Annotated in this window: 25 protein-coding genes; 8 read left to right on the top strand and 17 right to left on the bottom strand. The window is 63.0% G+C overall.

Going from position 1 to position 18,041, the window contains the following annotated elements; genetic code table 11:
* Nucleotides 1-36: 36 nt before the first annotated feature.
* Nucleotides 37-450: a VOC family protein gene (locus VEIS_RS23910; RefSeq protein ID WP_041951257.1), complete on the top strand. Its 414-nt coding sequence runs from the start codon at nt 37-39 to the stop codon at nt 448-450.
* On the opposite strand, the gene VEIS_RS23905 is transcribed toward VEIS_RS23910, so the two are convergent.
* The 8 genes from VEIS_RS23905 to lptF form a co-directional block, all read right to left on the bottom strand.
* The gene (locus VEIS_RS23905; RefSeq protein ID WP_332253994.1) at nt 381-743 is read right to left on the bottom strand and encodes a hypothetical protein; all 363 of its coding nucleotides are present in this window, start codon (nt 741-743) and stop codon (nt 381-383) included. The genes VEIS_RS23910 and VEIS_RS23905 overlap by 70 nt on opposite strands.
* Nucleotides 744-748: 5 nt before the next feature.
* Entirely contained in the window at nt 749-913 is a 165-nt protein-coding gene (locus VEIS_RS30995; RefSeq protein ID WP_232287794.1) for a hypothetical protein, read from the bottom strand.
* 18 nt (nt 914-931) lie between these two features.
* Complete coding sequence (locus VEIS_RS29420) at nt 932-1,096, bottom strand: hypothetical protein (RefSeq protein WP_157048659.1); 165 nt, start codon at nt 1,094-1,096, stop codon at nt 932-934.
* 123 nt (nt 1,097-1,219) lie between these two features.
* Nucleotides 1,220-2,401: a pyridoxal phosphate-dependent aminotransferase gene (locus tag VEIS_RS23900; RefSeq protein ID WP_011812593.1), complete on the bottom strand. Its 1,182-nt coding sequence runs from the start codon at nt 2,399-2,401 to the stop codon at nt 1,220-1,222.
* A 20-nt stretch (nt 2,402-2,421) separates the two neighbouring features.
* The gene (locus VEIS_RS23895) at nt 2,422-3,363 is read right to left on the bottom strand and encodes a CysB family HTH-type transcriptional regulator (RefSeq protein ID WP_011812592.1); all 942 of its coding nucleotides are present in this window, start codon (nt 3,361-3,363) and stop codon (nt 2,422-2,424) included.
* Nucleotides 3,364-3,369: 6 nt separating this feature from the next.
* On the bottom strand, nt 3,370-3,753 hold the full coding sequence (locus VEIS_RS23890) for a sirohydrochlorin chelatase (protein WP_011812591.1): 384 nt from the start codon (nt 3,751-3,753) through the stop codon (nt 3,370-3,372).
* A 19-nt stretch (nt 3,754-3,772) separates the two neighbouring features.
* Nucleotides 3,773-4,882: an LPS export ABC transporter permease LptG gene (lptG, locus tag VEIS_RS23885; RefSeq protein WP_011812590.1), complete on the bottom strand. Its 1,110-nt coding sequence runs from the start codon at nt 4,880-4,882 to the stop codon at nt 3,773-3,775.
* A complete protein-coding gene (lptF, locus tag VEIS_RS23880; RefSeq protein WP_011812589.1) occupies nt 4,879-5,997 on the bottom strand; it encodes an LPS export ABC transporter permease LptF in 1,119 nt (372 codons plus the stop codon). The genes lptG and lptF overlap by 4 nt, the downstream gene beginning before the upstream one ends.
* Nucleotides 5,998-6,126: 129 nt before the next feature.
* On the opposite strand from lptF, the gene VEIS_RS23875 reads away from it, so the two are divergent.
* The 6 genes from VEIS_RS23875 (at nt 6,127) to VEIS_RS23855 (ending at nt 11,083) form a co-directional block, all read left to right on the top strand.
* The gene (locus tag VEIS_RS23875; RefSeq protein ID WP_011812588.1) at nt 6,127-7,686 is read left to right on the top strand and encodes a leucyl aminopeptidase; all 1,560 of its coding nucleotides are present in this window, start codon (nt 6,127-6,129) and stop codon (nt 7,684-7,686) included.
* Nucleotides 7,683-8,117, top strand: a complete 435-nt coding sequence (locus VEIS_RS23870) for a DNA polymerase III subunit chi (protein WP_011812587.1) — start codon at nt 7,683-7,685, stop codon at nt 8,115-8,117. The genes VEIS_RS23875 and VEIS_RS23870 overlap by 4 nt, the downstream gene beginning before the upstream one ends.
* A complete protein-coding gene (locus VEIS_RS27355; protein WP_011812586.1) occupies nt 8,117-8,452 on the top strand; it encodes a hypothetical protein in 336 nt (111 codons plus the stop codon). The genes VEIS_RS23870 and VEIS_RS27355 overlap by 1 nt, the downstream gene beginning before the upstream one ends.
* Before the next feature lie 132 nt (nt 8,453-8,584).
* On the top strand, nt 8,585-9,715 hold the full coding sequence (locus VEIS_RS23860) for a branched-chain amino acid ABC transporter substrate-binding protein (RefSeq protein ID WP_011812585.1): 1,131 nt from the start codon (nt 8,585-8,587) through the stop codon (nt 9,713-9,715).
* Nucleotides 9,716-9,994: 279 nt separating this feature from the next.
* The gene (locus VEIS_RS30070) at nt 9,995-10,159 is read left to right on the top strand and encodes a hypothetical protein (RefSeq protein ID WP_198137933.1); all 165 of its coding nucleotides are present in this window, start codon (nt 9,995-9,997) and stop codon (nt 10,157-10,159) included.
* 15 nt (nt 10,160-10,174) lie between these two features.
* A complete protein-coding gene (locus VEIS_RS23855; RefSeq protein WP_011812584.1) occupies nt 10,175-11,083 on the top strand; it encodes a LysR family transcriptional regulator in 909 nt (302 codons plus the stop codon).
* 48 nt (nt 11,084-11,131) lie between these two features.
* Here the strand turns inward: VEIS_RS23855 and VEIS_RS30065 are convergent, their stop codons facing one another.
* The 7 genes from VEIS_RS30065 to VEIS_RS27915 form a co-directional block, all read right to left on the bottom strand.
* Entirely contained in the window at nt 11,132-11,326 is a 195-nt protein-coding gene (locus VEIS_RS30065) for a hypothetical protein (RefSeq protein ID WP_198137932.1), read from the bottom strand.
* Nucleotides 11,327-11,336: 10 nt separating this feature from the next.
* On the bottom strand, nt 11,337-11,744 hold the full coding sequence (locus tag VEIS_RS30060) for a hypothetical protein (protein WP_198137931.1): 408 nt from the start codon (nt 11,742-11,744) through the stop codon (nt 11,337-11,339).
* Nucleotides 11,737-11,964, bottom strand: coding sequence for a hypothetical protein (locus VEIS_RS30055; protein WP_198137930.1), 228 nt, complete (start codon nt 11,962-11,964; stop codon nt 11,737-11,739). The genes VEIS_RS30060 and VEIS_RS30055 overlap by 8 nt, the downstream gene beginning before the upstream one ends.
* Nucleotides 11,961-12,206, bottom strand: a complete 246-nt coding sequence (locus VEIS_RS27345; RefSeq protein ID WP_011812582.1) for a helix-turn-helix domain-containing protein — start codon at nt 12,204-12,206, stop codon at nt 11,961-11,963. Before VEIS_RS27345 ends, VEIS_RS30055 begins: the two co-directional genes overlap by 4 nt.
* Before the next feature lie 45 nt (nt 12,207-12,251).
* Nucleotides 12,252-12,374 carry a hypothetical protein gene (locus tag VEIS_RS31295; protein ID WP_265259782.1) on the bottom strand — a complete coding sequence of 41 codons (123 nt, stop codon included), beginning with the start codon at nt 12,372-12,374 and terminating at the stop codon, nt 12,252-12,254.
* 93 nt (nt 12,375-12,467) lie between these two features.
* Complete coding sequence (locus tag VEIS_RS23845; RefSeq protein WP_011812581.1) at nt 12,468-13,667, bottom strand: NAD-dependent formate dehydrogenase; 1,200 nt, start codon at nt 13,665-13,667, stop codon at nt 12,468-12,470.
* 203 nt (nt 13,668-13,870) lie between these two features.
* A complete protein-coding gene (locus VEIS_RS27915; protein ID WP_157048417.1) occupies nt 13,871-14,023 on the bottom strand; it encodes a hypothetical protein in 153 nt (50 codons plus the stop codon).
* Between the two features lie 372 nt (nt 14,024-14,395).
* Here VEIS_RS27915 and VEIS_RS23840 point away from each other — a divergent pair, with 372 nt between their 5' ends.
* Nucleotides 14,396-15,523, top strand: a complete 1,128-nt coding sequence (locus tag VEIS_RS23840; protein ID WP_011812580.1) for a branched-chain amino acid ABC transporter substrate-binding protein — start codon at nt 14,396-14,398, stop codon at nt 15,521-15,523.
* A 141-nt stretch (nt 15,524-15,664) separates the two neighbouring features.
* Here the strand turns inward: VEIS_RS23840 and VEIS_RS23835 are convergent, their stop codons facing one another.
* Together VEIS_RS23835 and VEIS_RS25045 are read right to left on the bottom strand one after the other, a co-directional pair.
* On the bottom strand, nt 15,665-16,672 hold the full coding sequence (locus VEIS_RS23835; protein WP_011812579.1) for a D-2-hydroxyacid dehydrogenase family protein: 1,008 nt from the start codon (nt 16,670-16,672) through the stop codon (nt 15,665-15,667).
* A gap of 898 nt (nt 16,673-17,570) precedes the next feature.
* Nucleotides 17,571-17,927, bottom strand: coding sequence for a hypothetical protein (locus tag VEIS_RS25045; protein WP_157048658.1), 357 nt, complete (start codon nt 17,925-17,927; stop codon nt 17,571-17,573).
* Between the last annotated feature and the right edge of the window lie 114 nt (nt 17,928-18,041).

The raw sequence follows: 18,041 nt of genomic DNA, 5'->3' as shown, positions 1-18,041 counted from the left end.
CCATGGCATGGCGGCGGGGCTGCTATGCTTGGCGCGATGCGCAGCCTGTTTCACCTCGCCTTTCACGTCACCGACCTGGACGCAGCCCGCCGCTTTTACGGTGACGTGCTGGGGTGCCGGGAAGGCCGAAGCACAGCCACCTGGGTCGACTTCGACTTCTTCGGCCACCAGATCTCGTTGCACCTGGGCCAGCCCGGTGCCAGTGCTCGTACCGGCCAGGTCGGCGAGCACATGGTGCCCATGCCCCATTTCGGGGCCATTTTGGAGTTGCCTGACTGGCAGGCCCTCGCTGCGCGCCTGCGTGCTGCCGGCACGGCCTTCGTGCTGGAGCCGCAGCTACGCTTTGCCGGCCAGCCCGGCGAGCAGTGGACGATGTTCTTTCATGACCCGAGCGGCAACCCGATAGAGATCAAGGGCTTTCGCTCGCTCGATGAGGTGTACGCGGCCTGAGTGGCATGCCCGCGCATGGCGCAGACGCATTTCGTGTGGCGGCCCGAGCCCCATGGCCCGGGCTCCATGTCCTGTCTGGCGCCCGATAGCAGACTGCTCAAGACCGCGGCGAAATCATCCCTGGTCGATCTGCCCTCGGCCAGCATGACCGTGGCCTCCGCGAGCACCGGGTTCTGCCGGACATGCAGGCCCTGCTGCTCGATGTAGGCAATGGCGCAGGTCAGGGCGGTTCGTTTGTTCGCATCGTTGAAGACATGCCCTCGGGCGATGGCCTCGGCGTAAAGAGAGGCCATGCCGATCACGTCGCGATCACGTCGTCCAGACCGGCGTACAGGGCGTGGCTCGCTACGCGCTGCAACGCGGACTCTACTGCTCCCCTGCCACCACCGGCGAACCCGGCCAAGCCGCCGAATTCCAGAATGATCTCGTCGTGGACCGTGATGACGAAATCGACATCCAGCAAATCAGCGGTCCTTCAGGATCAGCGGTCTTTCAGGGCCAGCAGCACGGCGTGGTGTTCGCTGATCACCCGGCGGACGACCTCGGTCACGATGCGCTTTTGCTCTGGCGTCCTGGCTTGCACGGCCACCTTCGGGCGAATCATGGTGCGCTGATGCGTTGCGGCTTGCTGTTCCAACGTAAGCATGTGATTTTCCTGGGGGTCATTCTGTCAACGATGACAGGGTGGTCGATCCCCGCAATTGTGCCCTGAAATGGGTTTTCCAAAAGACGGGGCCTTGTCTGGACTTGTTGCCGAACCCGGGCGCTGTCACAGCTTGCGCAGCCGCTCCAATGCCGCTCGCAGCGTCTCGTCCTTTTTCGCAAAGCACAGGCGCACCACGCGCTGATCGAACCCGTCGCCATAGAACGCCGACAGCGGGATCGCGGCCACCCCCACTTCGCGCGTGAGCCATTGGCAGAAGTCGGATTCGTTCAGTGCGCTCACGGAGGAGATGTCGACGCACTGAAAATAACTGCCCGCGCTGGGCAGCAGTTTCAGGCGTGTGTCTGCCAGTCCTTGGCGAAAGAGGTCGCGCTTGGCCTGGTAGAAAGCGGGCAGTCGCAGGTAGGGTGCGGGGTCTTTCAGGTAGCTCGCCAGGCCATGCTGCATCGGGGTGTTGACGGTGAACACGTTGAACTGGTGCACCTTGCGGAATTCGGCCGTCAAAGCGGCGGGGGCGGCCATGGTGCCGACCTTCCAGCCGGTGACGTGGAAGGTCTTGCCAAAGCTCGACACGATGAACGCGCGTGCCGCCAAGCCCGCAAAGCGCGCTGCGCTCTGGTGCTCGGCGCCGTCGAACACCATGTGCTCGTACACCTCATCGCTGATCAGCAGGATGTCGGTGGGCGCCAACAGCGCTTGCAGTTGGCGCATTTCGGCAGCGCTCCAGATGGTGGCGCTGGGGTTGTGCGGGCTGTTGATGATGAGCGCGCGCGTGCGCGCCGTGATGGCGGCGCCGATTCTGGCGAAGTCCGGGCGGAAACTGCCGGGCGTCAGGGGCACGCGCACGGCGCGGCCGCCGGCCAGGACGATATTGGGCACATAGCTGTCATAGCAGGGGTCGAGCACGATGACTTCGTCGCCGGGGTGCACGCAGGCCAGGATGGCGGTGATGATGGCCTGCGTTGCACCCGCAGTGATGGTGATCTCGGTGTCGGCGTCGTACTGGCGGCCATGGAGTGCCTCGATCTTGGCCGCTACTGCGGCGCGCAATGGGCGGATGCCGGGCATCGGCGGGTATTGGTTGTGGCCCGCCCGCATGGCCTCGGTCACGGTGTCCAGCAAAGCGGGGTCGCAGGCAAAGTCAGGAAAGCCCTGGCCCAGGTTGACGGCGTCGTGCTCGGCGGCCAAGGCCGACATGACGGTGAAGATGGTGGTGCCCACCTGCGGCAGCTTGTTCGGCAAGGCCGGTGTGCGGGCGGTCGGGCTGGCTTGGGTGGCTTCAGTCATGGGGCGTGGCGGCGTGGAAGTCAGAGTTCGTAGTCATTGGCCTGCCCGCTCATCGCCTGGGCGATGAGTTCGCGGCTCAGGCGCTCACTGATCAGTTCGGCGAATTTATAGACGAAGTTGCGCAGATAGGCCCCGCGCTTGAAGGCCACGCGCGTGACGTTCTGGCCGAACAGGTGCCCCACGGGTCGCACCGCCAGATCCCCCACCGGGTCTTCGCGCATGGCCATTTCGGCCACGATGCCGATGCCCAGGCCCAGGCGCACATAGGTCTTGATCACGTCGGAGTCTATGGCTTCGAGCACGATGCGCGGTTGCAGCTTGCGGGCGCCGAAGCTGTGGTCGATCTTGCCGCGACCGGTGAACGACGGGTGGTAGGTGATCAGCGCTTCGTGGGCCAGGTCGTCCAGGCCAATGCGCTCCTTGTGGGCCAGCGGGTGATCGCCAGGGAGCACCAACACATGCTGCCATTCGTAGCAGGGCAGCGTGACCAGTTCGGGGTAATCGGCCAGCGACTCGGTGGCCATGCCGATGTCTGCCACTTCGTCGATGACCATGCGCGCCACTTCCTGCGGCGTGGCCTGGTGCAGGCTGATGTTGACCTTGGGGTAGGCGTCACGCAAACGGGCCACGGGGATGGGCAGCACGTAGCGGGCCTGGGTGTGGGTGGTGGCGATGCTCAGGGTGCCGCTGTCTTGCGCGCTGAACTGCTCGCCAATGCGTTTGAGGTTGCCCAACTCGCGCATGATGACTTCTATGCTCTTGAGAACATGCTGGCCGGGCTCGGTGATGCGCTTGAGGCGTTTGCCATGGCGCGCAAAGATGTCCACGCCCAGTTCTTCTTCCAGATCCAGGATGGCTTTGGAGACGCCCGGCTGCGATGTGTGCAGGGCCTTGGCGGCCTCGGTCAGGTTCAGGTTGCGGCGCGCAGCCTCTTGGACGAAGCGAAATTGGTGCAGGTTCATGGCAGTTCAGAAAGGTTTCGACTCCGGCGGGGCCTCGCACGCGATGTCCGCCATCAATGCGGTGACGCGCGGGTCTGCGCCAATGGCCGCCTGCACGTCAAATTGCACGCCCGGGTGGGCGCCGCGCAGTTGCTGCACGAGCAGCGGCAAATCCTCGCGGACATGCCGGCCGGCACCGAGGAACATCGGCACCACGGTGACCTGTGTCGCACCCCGGGCCACGAGTTGGCCGGCGGCGTCGGCCAGGGACGGGGCGCACAGTTCCAGATAGGCGCAGCGCACCTGGCGGCCGGGCTTTTGCGCGGCAATCCGGGCCGCCACGGCCTGCACCGGGGCGCGCCACAGCGGATCACGGGAGCCGTGGGACAACAAGACGATGGCGTGGTTCATGGGTTGGGTGGGGCAGGGGTCAGCGCCTGAGCACCAGCCAGCCAAAGGCCGCCAACGAGAGCAGCGAATAGATCAGTCCCGGCGCCGCAGCGGTCAGCCAGGGCGACCAATTTTGCAGGTTGCCGGCGTAGCCGAAGACATTGTTCAGCAGAAAGAAACTGATGCCGGCCATCACCCCGCCAAACACGTAACCCGCCGTGCCGCCGGAGCGCAGATGCAGATAGGCAAACGGCAGCGCGAGCACCACCATCACCAGGCAGCTCAACGGATAAAACAGCTTGCGCCAGAACTCGATCGCATAGCGCTGGGTCGATTGGCCGTTGGCGTTCAGGTGCCTGATGAACTGAAACAGGTCCAGCGTGGCCATGCGGTCGGGCTTGAGCAGTGATGCGGCCACCATGTCGGCGCTGATGCGGGTGGGCCAGCGCAGGGCGGGGGCATCCAGGTGCTCCACGCGCGCATCGTCCTGGCCGTCGCCGCGTGCAAAACGGCTGCGCCGCACCTGCGCCAATTCCCAGGCGCCATCGGTGGCGAACCGGCCTACCGTCGCCCGGGTCTGCGTGACAAGGCGGCCTTGGTCGTCAAACTCGAAGATGCGCACGTCCCGCATGCCGCCATTGGGCGTCAGGGCGCGCACATTCACGGCGAAAGAATGCCGGTCCTGGCGCTCCTTGAGCCAGGCGCCGGTGGCGCCCGAAGTCAGGCCCCCGAGCGCATGCGCCTTGATGCGCTGGGCCGTGCGGTCGGTCCATGGCGCCAGGTAGTCGCCCACCGCAAAAGTGAGCAACACGAAGAACCCGCCCAGCGTCAGCAAGGTGCGCAGCGCGCGCCAGGGGCCCATGCCGCTGGTGCGCATGATGGTGAACTCGGAGCTTTGCGCCAGACGCGCCATCACGAAGATGGTGCCGATGAGCACCGTGATCGGGAGCAGCTCATACAGGTGACTGGGAATGCCCAAAGCCACGAACAGCAGCGCGTGCGACAGATGGTAGCCCTCGCGCCCGGCCAAGCCGACCCAGCGCAGTTCATCGATCAGATCGAAAAAGAAGAACAACGCCAGAAAACCGGCCGTGACGAAGCAAACGGCCGACAGGGCCTCGCGATGGATCAGGCGGCGAATGGTTTTCATGCACGGCCCCGGCCTGCTTGCCACAGGTTTGGCAGGCGCCATTGGTGATGCCGCACCGCCAGAACCAGCAGTGCCAGCATCAGCATGCCGCCATGCAGTAGCAGCATGAAACTGCCCAGACCGAGCCGACCCACGCCAACCCAGCTCTGGCCCAGGGTCATCAGGTTGTAGTAGACGATGAAGGCGAACAGCGCAAACAACATGCTGGTGCTGCGCGCTGCGCGCGGGTTGACACTGGTCACGGCCAGCCCGAGCAGCACGAAATTGAGCGCGGCCAAAACCAGCCCCAGGCGCCAGCCCAGTTCGGCGCGGTAGGCCGGCAGGGACTTGAGCAGCAACTCGTGGGTCGCGCGGGTCTTGACCGCCAAATCTTCGGCCGCGCCTGGCGGGGCAGAACCGATGTGCATCACATATTCCGAGAACTCGCTGATCTTGAGCCCGGGCCGGTCGTGCGAAGTTTCCAGCCGCTGCCCGTCGCTGAGCACGGCCATGCGCTGCCCATCTTGCAGTTGCAAACGCGCGCTGCGGGCCGATGTCACCGATTCCTGCCGGCCATCGCTGGCGGCGATGAAGATGTTGCTGCCCGTCTGCGCGGCGTCATTGCCCGCCAGCGGGGCGGGGTTGCCCTTGTCGATGAAGAACACCCGGTTGCCATTGGACGACTCCTGGAATTCGCCTGGCGCGATCCGGTCGATGTCGCTGCGCTGCTCGTACCGGGTCTTGAGCTGCTGGATCTGCGCGTTGGCCCAGGGCCAGACCAGCAGCGACAACACGGCAATCACCAGCATCACCGGCCAGGCAAAGCGCAGCAAGGGCCTGACCAGGCTGGCCAGGCCCCGGCCGCTGGCAAACCAGATCACCATCTCGCTGTCGCGGTACATGCGCGACAACGTGCCCACCACGGCAATGAACAAACTCAGGCTGGCAATGGTGGGCAATTGGCCCACCACGGTAAAGCCCATGACCAGCATCACGTCCGAGGGGCTGACGCTGCCCCGCGCGGCCTGGCCCAGAGTGCGGATGAGCATCATGGTCATGACCACGGTCACCAGCACCACCAGCGTCGCACCGAAGCTGCGCGCCAATTCCTTGCGGATCGATGAATCGAATAACATTGGCTGAATGAAACACCCCGAGTCGCCTGCGGCGCCCGCCCGTCGAGGAGGTTGCGCCAGCGGCCGGGCGTGGGCCGCGCCCGTCTCATGGGTGACGCATCGCCTCATGGAAAAAGGAAAGCGCCGATTATGAACTTCGATCTCAAAACCCTTGAACTGGCCGCAGCGGCAGCCGAGAAATGCGACCTGCTGCTCGTGCTGATCCCCGAGGGTTTTACGCCCGGCCAGGATGCACTGTCCACGCTGGCCGCGCTGGCGCTCAAGAACGGCGACCTGCTGCTGAAAGCGGGCAAGCACTTGCAGTTGTACCAGGTGCCGGCGGTGGCTGCGCGCCGGGTGATTCTGCTCGGTGTTGGCGACGGCACGGCCCGCGCGGTGCGCCAGGCCCTGCTGGCGCTGGGAGCCGAGATCAAAAAACCCCAGACCAAGCGCCTGGTGCTGTGCTTTGCGGCTGCGCTCAAGGCCGGCGTCGCCAGCGCCGCCGTGCAGGCGGTGGCCGAAGCCAGCTACGTCTACACCACCACCAAGTCCAAGGCCGAGGCGCGCAGCCTGAGCCGCTGCGTGCTGGGGGTGCCCGATGCCGCCGGGGCGCGCCCAGGGTTCGACTGCGGCGTGGCCCTGGTGGCGGGTGTGGAATTCGCGCGCGAATGGAGCAACCGGCCGGCCAACCATGCCACCCCCAGTTTGTTGGCCGATGCCGCCAAAACGCTGGGCCGGCTGCCTCATATCCAGTGCAAAGTCCATGGCCCGGCCCAGGTCAGGCGCCTTGGCATGGGCGCATTCGTGGCCGTGGCGCGCGGCTCCGAGCAGCCGCTGCGCTTCATCGAATTGCGCTACAGCGCAGCGGCAAAAGACCAGGCGCCTATCGTGCTGGTGGGCAAAGGCATCACCTTCGATAGCGGCGGCATCTCGATCAAACCCGCGCCCGAAATGGACGAAATGAAGTTCGACATGTGCGGCGCGGCCAGCGTGCTGGGGGTGTTCCGGGCCTTGGGCGAACTCCAGCCGGCGATCAATGTGCTGGGGTTGATCCCCGCGTGCGAGAACCTGCCCGATGGGCGTGCCATCAAGCCCGGCGACGTGGTCACCAGCATGAGCGGGCAGACCATAGAGATCCTCAACACCGATGCCGAAGGGCGGCTGATCCTGTGCGACGCGCTGACCTATGCCGCCCGCTTCAAGCCCGCCGCCGTGATCGACATTGCCACGCTGACCGGCGCCTGCGTGGTGGCGCTGGCAGGCGTGCGCAGTGGACTGTTTGCCAATGACGATGACCTGGCCGTCAGCCTGTATGAAGCGGGCGAAGCGGCGCTCGATCCTTGCTGGCGCATGCCTTTGGACGACGACTATGCCGATGGCCTGAAGAGCCATTTTGCCGACATGGGCAATACCGCCGGCCGTTCCGGCGGCGCGATCACCGCCGCCAAGTTTTTGCAGAAATTTGTCGCTGGCATGCGCTGGGCGCATCTGGACATTGCCGGCATTGCGTACAAGAGCGGCCCCGCCAAAGGAGCCACGGGGCGCCCGGTGGGCCTGCTGGTGCACTACCTGCTGGCCCAGGCCGAGGCCATGGCCCAGCAGGCACCCGTTGCACCTGCCGCACCTGCTGCACCTGCTGCACCGGCCGCCAGGCCCGCAGCCAAGCGCACGGGCCGCAGCCAAGGCGGCCTGAAGCGCACAGCGCCATGACCGAGGTCGCTTTCCACTTCAACGCACCGGACAAACTGGCCTACGCCTGCCGCTTTGCGCGCAAGGTGCAGCGCAGCGACGCCCGCCTGGTCATCGCTGCGCCCGCGCAGATGCTGGCGGCCCTGGACCGCATGCTGTGGGCGCTGGAGCCCCAGGACTTCGTGGCCCATTGCCGCGACGACGCAGACCAGGAACTGCTGGCGGCCTCAGCGGTGCTGCTGGCGCAGGATGCGCGCAGCACGGCGCACCACGAGGTGCTGCTGAACCTGCAACCCCAAGTCCCGCAAGGCTTTGAACGGTTTGACCGGCTGGTCGAAGTGGTCAGTGCCCAAGACCCGGCCGACCGCACCGAGGCGCGCGCCCGTTGGCGCCACTATGCATCATTGGGGCTGGCCATCACGCGCCATGACCTGGTGCCGAAAGCTCTTTGATGGTGCTGCCGCCCAAAACGCCGCCGCGCTTCGTGCCCACACTCACCGAAGTGGTGCCGCAGACCGACGCTGCGCCGGCCGCAGCCCCGGCCCGCCCATTGCCCGAGGACAGGCAAGAGCAGCTGTTGCAGCGCGTGCTGCAGCATGTGGACAAACTGCTGGAACAGCGCCTGCGCGAAACGCTCGCCGACACGGTGCTACCCGGGCTGCGCGCAGAGATCGAAGCCATGGTCCGCGAGGCGGTGGCCGATGGGCGGGCCGCTGGCGCCGCAGGACTCAGTGGCGCCAGCGGCGCCATGGGCACCCGTGGTGCATCCCCTGATGCCAAGGGGTGACAAAGGCAGACAGGGCGGTGGTGCGCCCCTGTCGTCGGGTTTTGACGATCGGGCTTGCAAATTGCGATACGTCCGCTTCCCGTTCAGACACGGGATGGATACTCAGCGTTTTTTTTCACTGGAGGTTTGATGATGCAATTGAAGTTGAAACTGATCGTGCTGGCCGCCGCCGTGGCGGCAACTGCAGGCGTGGCCTTGGCACAGGAGCAGGTGGTCAAGATCGGCCATGTGGCTCCGCTTTCCGGCCCCCAAGCCCACTACGGAAAGGACAACGAAAACGGCGCCCGCATGGCCATCGAAGAACTCAACACCCAGGGCATCAGCATCGGGGGCAAGAAAATCAAATTCGAGTTGCAGGCCGAAGATGACGCGGCCGACCCCAAGCAGGGCGCAGCCGTGGCGCAAAAACTGTGCGACTCCCATGTCGCTGGCGTTATCGGTCACCTGAACTCCGGCACCACCATTCCGGCGTCCAAGATCTACAACGACTGCGGCATTCCGATGGTGACAGGCTCGGCGACCAACCCCAACCTGACCAAGCCGGGCTACAAAACCACCTTTCGCATCATCGCCAGCGACAGCACCCTGGGGGCAGGTCTGGCAGACTACGCGGCCGAGCAGCTCAAGCTCAAGACCGTCGCCGTCATCGACGACCGCACCGCTTACGGCCAAGGTGTGGCCGAGGTGTTCAAAAAGACCGCCATCGCCAAGGGCATCAAGGTGGTCGACGAGCAGTTCACGACCGACAAGGCCACCGACTTCATGGCCATACTGACCGCCATCAAGGCGAAAAATCCCGACGCCGTGTTCTACGGCGGCATGGACCCCCAGGCCGGCCCGATGCTGCGCCAAATGGAACAGTTGGGCATGGTCCGCATGAAGTTCTTCGGTGGCGACGGCGCCTGCACGATCGAACTCATCAGGCTGTCGGGCAATGCCAAGACCCTGGACAACGTGATCTGCGCCGAAGGCGGTGCTTCGCTGGCCAAGATGCCTGGCGGCCTGGCCTGGAAGGCCAAATACGACGCCAAGTACCCCGGCCAGTACCAGATTTACGCCCCCTACGTTTATGACGCCACGATGTTGATGGTCGACGCGATGAAGCGCGCCAACTCCGCCGACCCCAAGGTCTACCTGAACGAGTTGGCCAAGTCCAACTTCAAGGGCGTGACGACGACGATCGTTTTCGAACCCAATGGCGAGATGAAGAACCCTCCCTTCACGCTGTACTCGTTCAAGGGCGGCAAGAAGACCCCGCTGTAATTGCCGGGGGCGCGCACAAGGCTTCCGACGGGAAGCCTTTTTTGTTGCCGCATGTTCTCCGCGCTGCTGGCGCGCAGCGGTGCCCGACGGGCCGCGTAGCGGGGCCCGTGGCGCGATTTCTGCTGCCAAGGGCTGGCTCTGCATGTGCTCTTCGCCGCCGGTTCGCGCAGCGGTCCTTTGCAGCACGCTATATTCTGAAGGATATGACGGCAGCGGCGGGCACGCAGTCACCCCCATGGGCCTGGGTAGAGAAAACCGTCGAGCAGTGGGCAAGGAGACATGAAACAAGACCATGAACCCCGGGATGCCATCGATCTGCCGGGCAACGAGAAGCCGACCCCGGAGGATGGCGCGCTGTCCTCAAGCCCGGGGCCATCTTCCACGGCGTTGCAGACTGCGGGCAGCAAGGGCGGGGACGGCTTTGCCCTGTCGCTTGTCCGGTAGCCCGGAACGCAGGCCATGTTCATCAGACAATTGAATTACGTGGTGGCGCTGGCGCGGGAGCAGCATTTTGGCCGCGCTGCCGCTGCCTGCAATGTCTCGCAGCCGGCATTGTCCGGCGCCATTCGCAGCATCGAGCAGGAATTGGGCATCGTCATCGTTCAGCGCGGCCGGCGCTTCCAGGGCTTTACCCGGGATGGCGAGCGGGTGCTGGCGTGGGCCAGACGGGTGCTGGCCGATTGCGAAGGGCTGCGCCAGGATGCGCGGGCCGGGGAGAATGACCCGGTTGGCATTTTGCGCATGGGCGCCATCCCCGCTTCGCTGCCCCTGGTCCCGATGCTTACGCAAGCCTGCCTGCAACGCTTTCCCCGCATGCGGCACGCGATTCACACGCTATCGGCGGCACAGACCTTGCGCAAGATCGCAAACTTCGAGCTGGATTTGGGGCTGAGCTATCTGGATGATGAACGCCTGGGCGAGTTTGACAGCGTGCCCGTCTTTCGTGAGCGCTATATGCTGGTTGCCGCAGATGCGGCGATGTTCGAGGGCATGACATTCATGCCGTGGACGCAGGCGGCCACTTTGCCCCTGTGCCTGTTCACCGACAACTTGCAATGTCGCCGCGGCATGAACGCCGCATTTGCCGCCGCAGGTGCCGAGGCGGCCCCGGTTGTCGAAACCGACTCGATGACTGCGTTATGTGCCCATGTGCGGCATGCCGGCCTCTACAGCATCCTGCCGCACAGCGTGCTGTGTCTGGATGATTCAGAAAAGAGACTTTTTGCGCTACCGATGACCCCCCAGTTGCAACGGGACATCGGCCTCGTGCTGCTCAAACAGCAGGCGCACGGGCCTTTGCTGGATGCGGCGATGCGCAGCTTTCGCGAGCTTGATTTGCAGGGGTGGGTCGATGGCTTTCTGCCTTGATTTCAAACTGAATTTCAAACTGAATATGACACGGCACTGGCAATTTGGTCAGCGCTTCGGTACGATATCCCAAAACAGGATTGAACAGGATGCACCCATGACCGACACGCTTGTTGAACCGAAGAAGAACACGCCGACCAGCACGGTGGGCCGTGGCAGGTGGTCACGCTGGCCACGGCACCCAAGATAACGCGCTGGACTGACGGTGACGTTACTCTTTGCCTCGGCGACAGCCTTGAGCACTGCATGTAGATCACTTGACGACGGGGCGTCCCTCGTCACGAATATTGAATTGAATTTCCAACCCGCGCCTTATCGCGTCCTCATCGCCGTGCGCCAGCAGCCGTTTCCATGCTCCGATGGTATGCCCGTGGAATTCAGTCGCATAGACACGTTCCTTGAATGCTTCAATGTCCGCGTGAGCAATGCGGTCCATTTTGGCGAAGTTGGTATCCAGCCGGTACGGGAAGCGGTTCATCAACTCGCGCAGCAGTTTTTGATGCGCTGGCGCAGGAAGATAGGCAGCGCCGTTGCCCGCCCAGGATGGCACCAAGGCTTGCGCCTCGCGCAATGGCTCCGGCGTCCCCTGAAATTTGTATCTGTTCGTATTTGTCTGCTGCGGGTTGCTCGTGCGTGTCGTGGTATCGCCAGGCTCAAGCACGAGATAGTCCGGCGGATTGTGATTCCTGATCGTTTAAATACTCGCAGCTATTGAACTCAATCAAATTTCCTACTAGCGGAGAGAGCTTGGAAATAATCTTTGCCAAGTTGACAGCCACTGCCGGCGAGACCGGTTTGACGACTTCCAGAATGTCGAACCGATGACCAACCAAACCGCGCAAGTGTTCACGGGCGAGAGCGATGACTTCTTGCGTGTTCATTCGCCTACCTTGCTTTGCAGCTTGGCCAAAACGACATGCGGATCGACATCCAGAGCCTTGCAGACTTCAATGAACTCAAGCACATCCAATCGGCGTTCGCCTCCTTCATATTTGGCGACGAAGGACTGAGGGCGAGACAGGCGATTCGAAACTTCCGACGGGGTTAGCCTGGCTTTTTCGCGAACAGCGACCAAGAGCGTTCGGAAATATTCATATTCTGGAGTGTGGAGGGACTTGACCATCCGGGCATGATATATCCCGAAACGGGTTATCCCGATTCGAGATTATCATCCCGCACACGCCTTGGTGTAGAAATCGTGCAAGACGCAGGAAGCACCGAAGGAGCCGAGCACCCATGCGCCGCCGGTCGATAGGGCCAGCACGCCGATGCTGGTCAGCGCCAGGAACACGCCCAAACCGGCCAGCAGGATGCTGGCGATCTGGGTTGCACCGCGACACGCCGACCCGCTTGAGGGGCGTCGCGGATGAGACTGGCACGGAGCCTACTTCCTGAAGCGGGCGGCTTCTTCCGACCCCTTGGTCGCGTTGCCGGCGCTGTACGAGTGCGCGCCAACGCCAGCCAGCTTGCCACCTTGCACGATCAGGTATTCATCACGGATTGGCCGGTTCTCGAAGTAGCACTCCAGGATTTCGCGCGTGCCAGCGGCGTAGCGTGCTTGCGCCGACAGGCTGGTGCCGGAGATGTGCGGCGTCATGCCGTGGTGCGGCATGCTGCGCCACGGGTGGTCTTTCGGCGCGGGTTGCGGGAACCACACGTCGCCCGCATAGCCAGCGAGCTGGCCGCTCTCCAGCGCCGCCGCCACCGCATCGCGGTCGCACAGCTTGCCGCGTGCCGTGTTGATCAGGTAGGCGCCGCGTTTGAAGTTCTTCAGCGACTGCGCGTTGATCATGTGCTCGGTTTCGGGGTGCAGCGGGCAATTCAGCGAGACCACGTCACACACCTTGGTCAGACTTTCCAGGCTGCTGTGGTGCGTCAGATGGAGCTCTTTTTCGATGGCTTCCGGCAGGCGATGGCGATCCAGGTAATGCAGCTTGACATCGAAGGGCTTGAGCAGGCGCAACACGCGCAGACCAATGCGGCCCGCCGCAACGCTGCCGACCTGCATGCCTTCGAGGTCGTAGGAGCGCTGCACACAGTCGGCGATGTTCCAGCCGCCTTTGACGACCCGGTTGTACGAGGGGATGTAGTTGCGCACCAGGCTCAAGGTCATCATCACGACATGCTCGGCCACGCTGTTGCTGTTGCAGTAAGTGACTTCGGCCACGGTCACGCCACGCTCCATCGCGGCTTGCAGGTCGGTGTGGTCGGAGCCGATGCCTGCCGTCACGATCATCTTCAGCCTGGGCGCCCTGGCGATGCGCTCGGCGGTCATGTAGGCGGGCCAGAAGGGCTGGGAAATCACGATCTCGGCATCGTGCAGTTCGCGGTCCAGCACGCTATCGGCGCCGTCCTTGCTCGATGTCACGACCAGTTTGTGGCCGTTGGATTCCAGATACTTGCGCAGCCCCAACTCGCCAGACACGCTGCCGAGCAGGGTGCCCGGCTGGAAGTCGATGGCCCTGGGGGTGGGCAGGGTCTGGCCATCGGGGTAACGCTCCAGCCTGGGCAGGCTGTCACGGGCGTAGGTCTTGGGGTCGCCGGTTACGGGGTCGTCATACAGCACGCAAACGATCTTCGCCATGTTTTGTCTCCGGAAATAGTGATTCGAACGCTGCGGCGCCGGGCGGCGCCTGGCAGGAACGGCGCGGGCCGTTCGGGTGCCAATGGTTCGCCTTCGGGCAGATCAGTGCAAATCGTTTGATCCGATGTTTCGATCGGCATGGCTTATCACGCCTGCGGCAGGGGGCCTCTGAACGCCATTGGAGCGGTAGAACTAGTGTCGCGTCACCGGTCAGATGTCGTAGGCTGCGCGCAGCCATCGGAGCGCAGCGCAAGGCGCATCGCGCAGCCCATACCGAGCTGTATTGGCAAGCGATGCAACGCCGCGATGCGCTTCGATGGCCAGCGCAGACCGACAGATGATCGGTGACGCGACACTAGGCCCGTGCCAGGGCTTTGCCGAGGCCGGCCGGGCTTTTCACCGCCACGGCCATCCTGCCGTTTGCTGGTCTGTCCAATCGGCTCATTCAGGACTGGGCGGGCGATGCGACCTGTTGGGTGGGCCTGCAACAAGCAGGCGCCCATCTTTTGGATGCGCTCGACCGCGCCTTGCGTCAGCGGTGCCATTGGAGTCAATGGCACCGGCGCGCCTTCTGCTGCCAAGCACTGATCAGGGTATTCCCTTTGTGGTTTACCCTTGAAATCAAATGTTTTTCTTGATCATCCGGTCTGCAAACTGCGTTATGTTCACTTTTCATGGAGGCACGGAACGGATTCCCGATGTCTCTTTTCACCAAAGTTGGAGGGTTTATGCAATTGAAACTGAAACATCTGATGCTGGCCGCTGCGACGACCGTGGTTGGCACGGCCCTGGCACAAGAGCAGGTGGTCAAGATTGGCCATGTGGCTCCGATCTCCGGCCCCCAAGCCCATTCCGGCAAGGACAACGAAAACGGCGCCCGCATGGCCATCGAAGAACTCAACACCCAGGGCATCAGCATCGGGGGCAAGAAAATCAAGTTCGAGTTGCAGGCCGAAGATGACGCGGCCGACCCCAAGCAAGGCGCAGCCGTGGCACAAAAACTGTGCGACTCCCATGTTGCTGGCGTTATCGGTCACCTGAACTCCGGCACCACCATTCCGGCGTCCAAGATCTACAACGATTGCGGCATTCCGATGGTGACAGGCGCTGCGACCAACCCCAACCTGACCAAGCCGGGCTACAAAACCACCTTTCGCATCATCGCCAACGACAACACCCTGGGTGCGGGTCTGGCGTCCTACGCGGTGGACCATCTCAAGCTCAAGACCGTCGCTGTCATCGACGACCGCACCGCTTACGGCCAAGGTGTGGCCGAGGTGTTCAAAAAGACCGCCATCGCCAAGGGCATGCAGGTGGTCGACGAGCAGTTCACGACCGACAAGGCCACCGACTTCATGGCCATACTGACCGCCATCAAGGCGAAAAATCCCGACGCCGTGTTCTACGGCGGCATGGACCCCCAGGCCGGCCCGATGCTGCGCCAAATGGAACAGTTGGGCATGGTCCGCATGAAGTTTTTCGGTGGCGACGGCGCTTGCACGAACGAAATCGCCAAGCTGTCGGGCGGTGCCAAGACCCTGGACAACGTGATCTGCGCCGAAGGCGGTGCTTCGCTGGACAAGATGCCTGGCGGCCTGGCCTGGAAGGCCAGGTACGACGCCAAGTACCCTGGACAGTTTCAGGTGTACAGCCCCTACATCTATGACGCCACGATGTTGCTGGTCGACGCGATGAAGCGCGCCAACTCCGTCGACCCCAAGGTCTACCTGAATGAGTTGGCCAAGTCCAACTTCAGGGGCGTGACGACGACGATCGTTTTCGAGCCCAATGGCGAAATGAAGGACCCTCCCTTCACGCTGTACTCGTTCAAGGACGGCAAGAAAACCCCGCTGTGATTGCCGCAGGTGGCAGCGCCTGGGCGGGTCACGCGTGCGCGTCTGCGCCCGATGACCGCTGCATCAGAATCGCCGTCACCATCCCCCCGATGGACCCAAGAACCCGGGCGCCGCGCCGAAGGTGAAGGTGCTTCGGGGGCTTCAACGCCGCACCTGCAGCGCGCCCGGGTTCACGATATTGGTCGGGGTGCCCTTGATGAAGTTCACCACGTTGTCGAATGCCGCGCCAAAGTACAGTTCGTAGCTGTCTTGCTCGACATAGCCGATGTGCGGCGTGCAGATGCAGTTTTCGAGCCGCAAGAGGGCATGGCCTTGCATGATGGGCTCGCTCTCGAACACGTCAACGGCGGCCATGCCGGGGCGGCCGCGATTCAGTGCGGCGATCAGTACGTCGGGCTTGATCAGTTCGGCGCGCGATGTATTGATCAGCAACGATGTGGTTTTCATGCACGAAAGATCCTCCAGCGAGATGATGCCCTGCGTCTCGTCGCTCAGCCGCAGGTGCAGCGAGATGACATCGCACTGGGAGAAGAACTCCTCGCGTGTGCTGGCCGCCTGGTAGCCATCCGTCAACGCTTGCGCGCGTGAGGGCTCACGGCCCCAGATACGCACATTCATGCCAAACGCCCGGCCATAACCGGCCACGATCTGACCAACGCGGCCGTAGCCCCAGATTCCCAGCGTCTTGCCGCGCAGCACGCTGCCAATGCCGAAGTTGGTGGGCATGGACGCGCTCTTCAGGCCCGACTGCTGCCAGGCGCCATGCTTGAGATTGGCGATGTACTGCGGTAGCCTGCGCATGGCCGCCATGACCAGGGTCCAGGTCAGTTCTGCCGGGGCCACCGGGGAGCCCACGCCTTCTGCCACGGCAATGCCGCGCTCGGTGCAGGCAGCGACATCGACATGGCCTGCGATCTTGCCGGTTTGCGCAATGAGCTTGAGCCGTGGGAGCTTTTCGACCAGTTGGCGCGTGATCTGGGAGCGTTCCCTGATCAGCACGATGATGTCGGCATCCCTCAGGCGCACGGAGAGCTGGCCCAGCCCTTTGACCGTGTTGGTGTAGACCTTGGCGGTGTACGCATCGAGCCGGGAGGCGCAATGCAGTTTGCGCACCGCGTCCTGGTAGTCGTCGAGAATCACAATATTCATCCCGCCATTGTGCCTTGGCGCGGCCAGCCGTAGCGCGTCAGAGGCCCGCTTGGCGCGGCCGACATCGAGCCTGTAGCGCCTGGGCAGCGGCCAGCCGGCCCCGTTGCGCGCACACATCGGCCATGCGCCCGGTGATGACCAGGCGGTCCGGTGCCGGGGTCTGCCCTGTGGCGCAGTTCCCGGGCTGGCCGGGCGGTGGGAGCGGATGGTTGCGCCGGCGCTTCGGGGATATGGTCTGCCGGGGTCTGCCGGCCGGACCATGAAGGGCCAGTGGCTGCGCGCGGGTTGTAGTGGACGCTGTAATGGCGGCTGCGACGGCTGTTGGGGTGGGCGCAACCCCGCTACCAGGGCGTTGCGCTCATCGGTATGACCGTCTGCTTGCAGACAAACACGCCGACGAGCAGCGCGTGGCGGAACAAAAGCGCAAGACGGCGTTGGAGATCCAGCGGATGCGAGCAGGCGCGGGCGCGCCAGCACGGCTTTGACCTTCATGATTATGGCTTTCTCCAAGAACCGTTGATTTTCAAAGCGACAGGATTAATGATAAAACCACGTTCGAGGCACATGCAAAACCCAGTTAAATCATTTGACTGGTCATTGCAAAAATACCAATTGCGGTCTATGGATTCAGGAAGGCATCGAATGAACCTGAATTGGCAAAAAAACTTGCCGATAATGGGAAACTTGACGAATACGACATCAAAACTTGTCTGACACCGAATGACTGCCTGGTACGCCCAACAAAGTCAACACCGCCCGGGGTCTGCTGGTCGATGCCTTGGACGGCGAGGACGAAGACGAATACACGAAAAAGGCAAGAAGGAAACTTTCCCTCTTGCCTTCGGATTAGTCGCCTTCCATTATTGATTGCGGCTATGGTAAACTCCAGAAACCCATATTAACGGCCAGCGGGCTTGCCGTCCTGCTGCGGATCCTTCAGATGCTGCTGCTGCAAATTCTTCAGATGCTGCGCATTCAGCCGTTGCTGCAGCTCCATCTCCTGCCGCTCACTCTGCCAATTCTGCCACTGCCACCGCTCCTGCCGCAGATGCGGCGGCTGCTGCTGCTGTTGGCACTGCCAAAGTCGCTCACTCACTTCGTTGTACAGTTCTTCAGGAACATGGGTCTGTTCGAGGTCCTTCTTCATGTGTTCATTGAAGAATTGCCAGCCAGAAGTGTGGCCATTTTGCCAAGTTAGATTAAATGCCAACAAAACAGCCGCCGCGATGATGATGTAGATGATGATTTTTTTCACGATTTGCCCCTGCCATTGAAATCGGTTCCCAAATGAACCCCATTGAAAACACAGAATCAGCCGGCGCATTCGCAGCCAAGGTAAACCTGCCCGCCAGTGTTTTCGGTGGCGACC

This window comes from Verminephrobacter eiseniae EF01-2, assembly GCF_000015565.1.
Taxonomy (GTDB): Bacteria; Pseudomonadota; Gammaproteobacteria; order Burkholderiales; family Burkholderiaceae_C; genus Acidovorax; species Acidovorax eiseniae.
The sequence above is the reverse complement of the archived record's forward strand: the minus strand, read 5'-3'. Positions and strand labels throughout refer to the sequence as shown.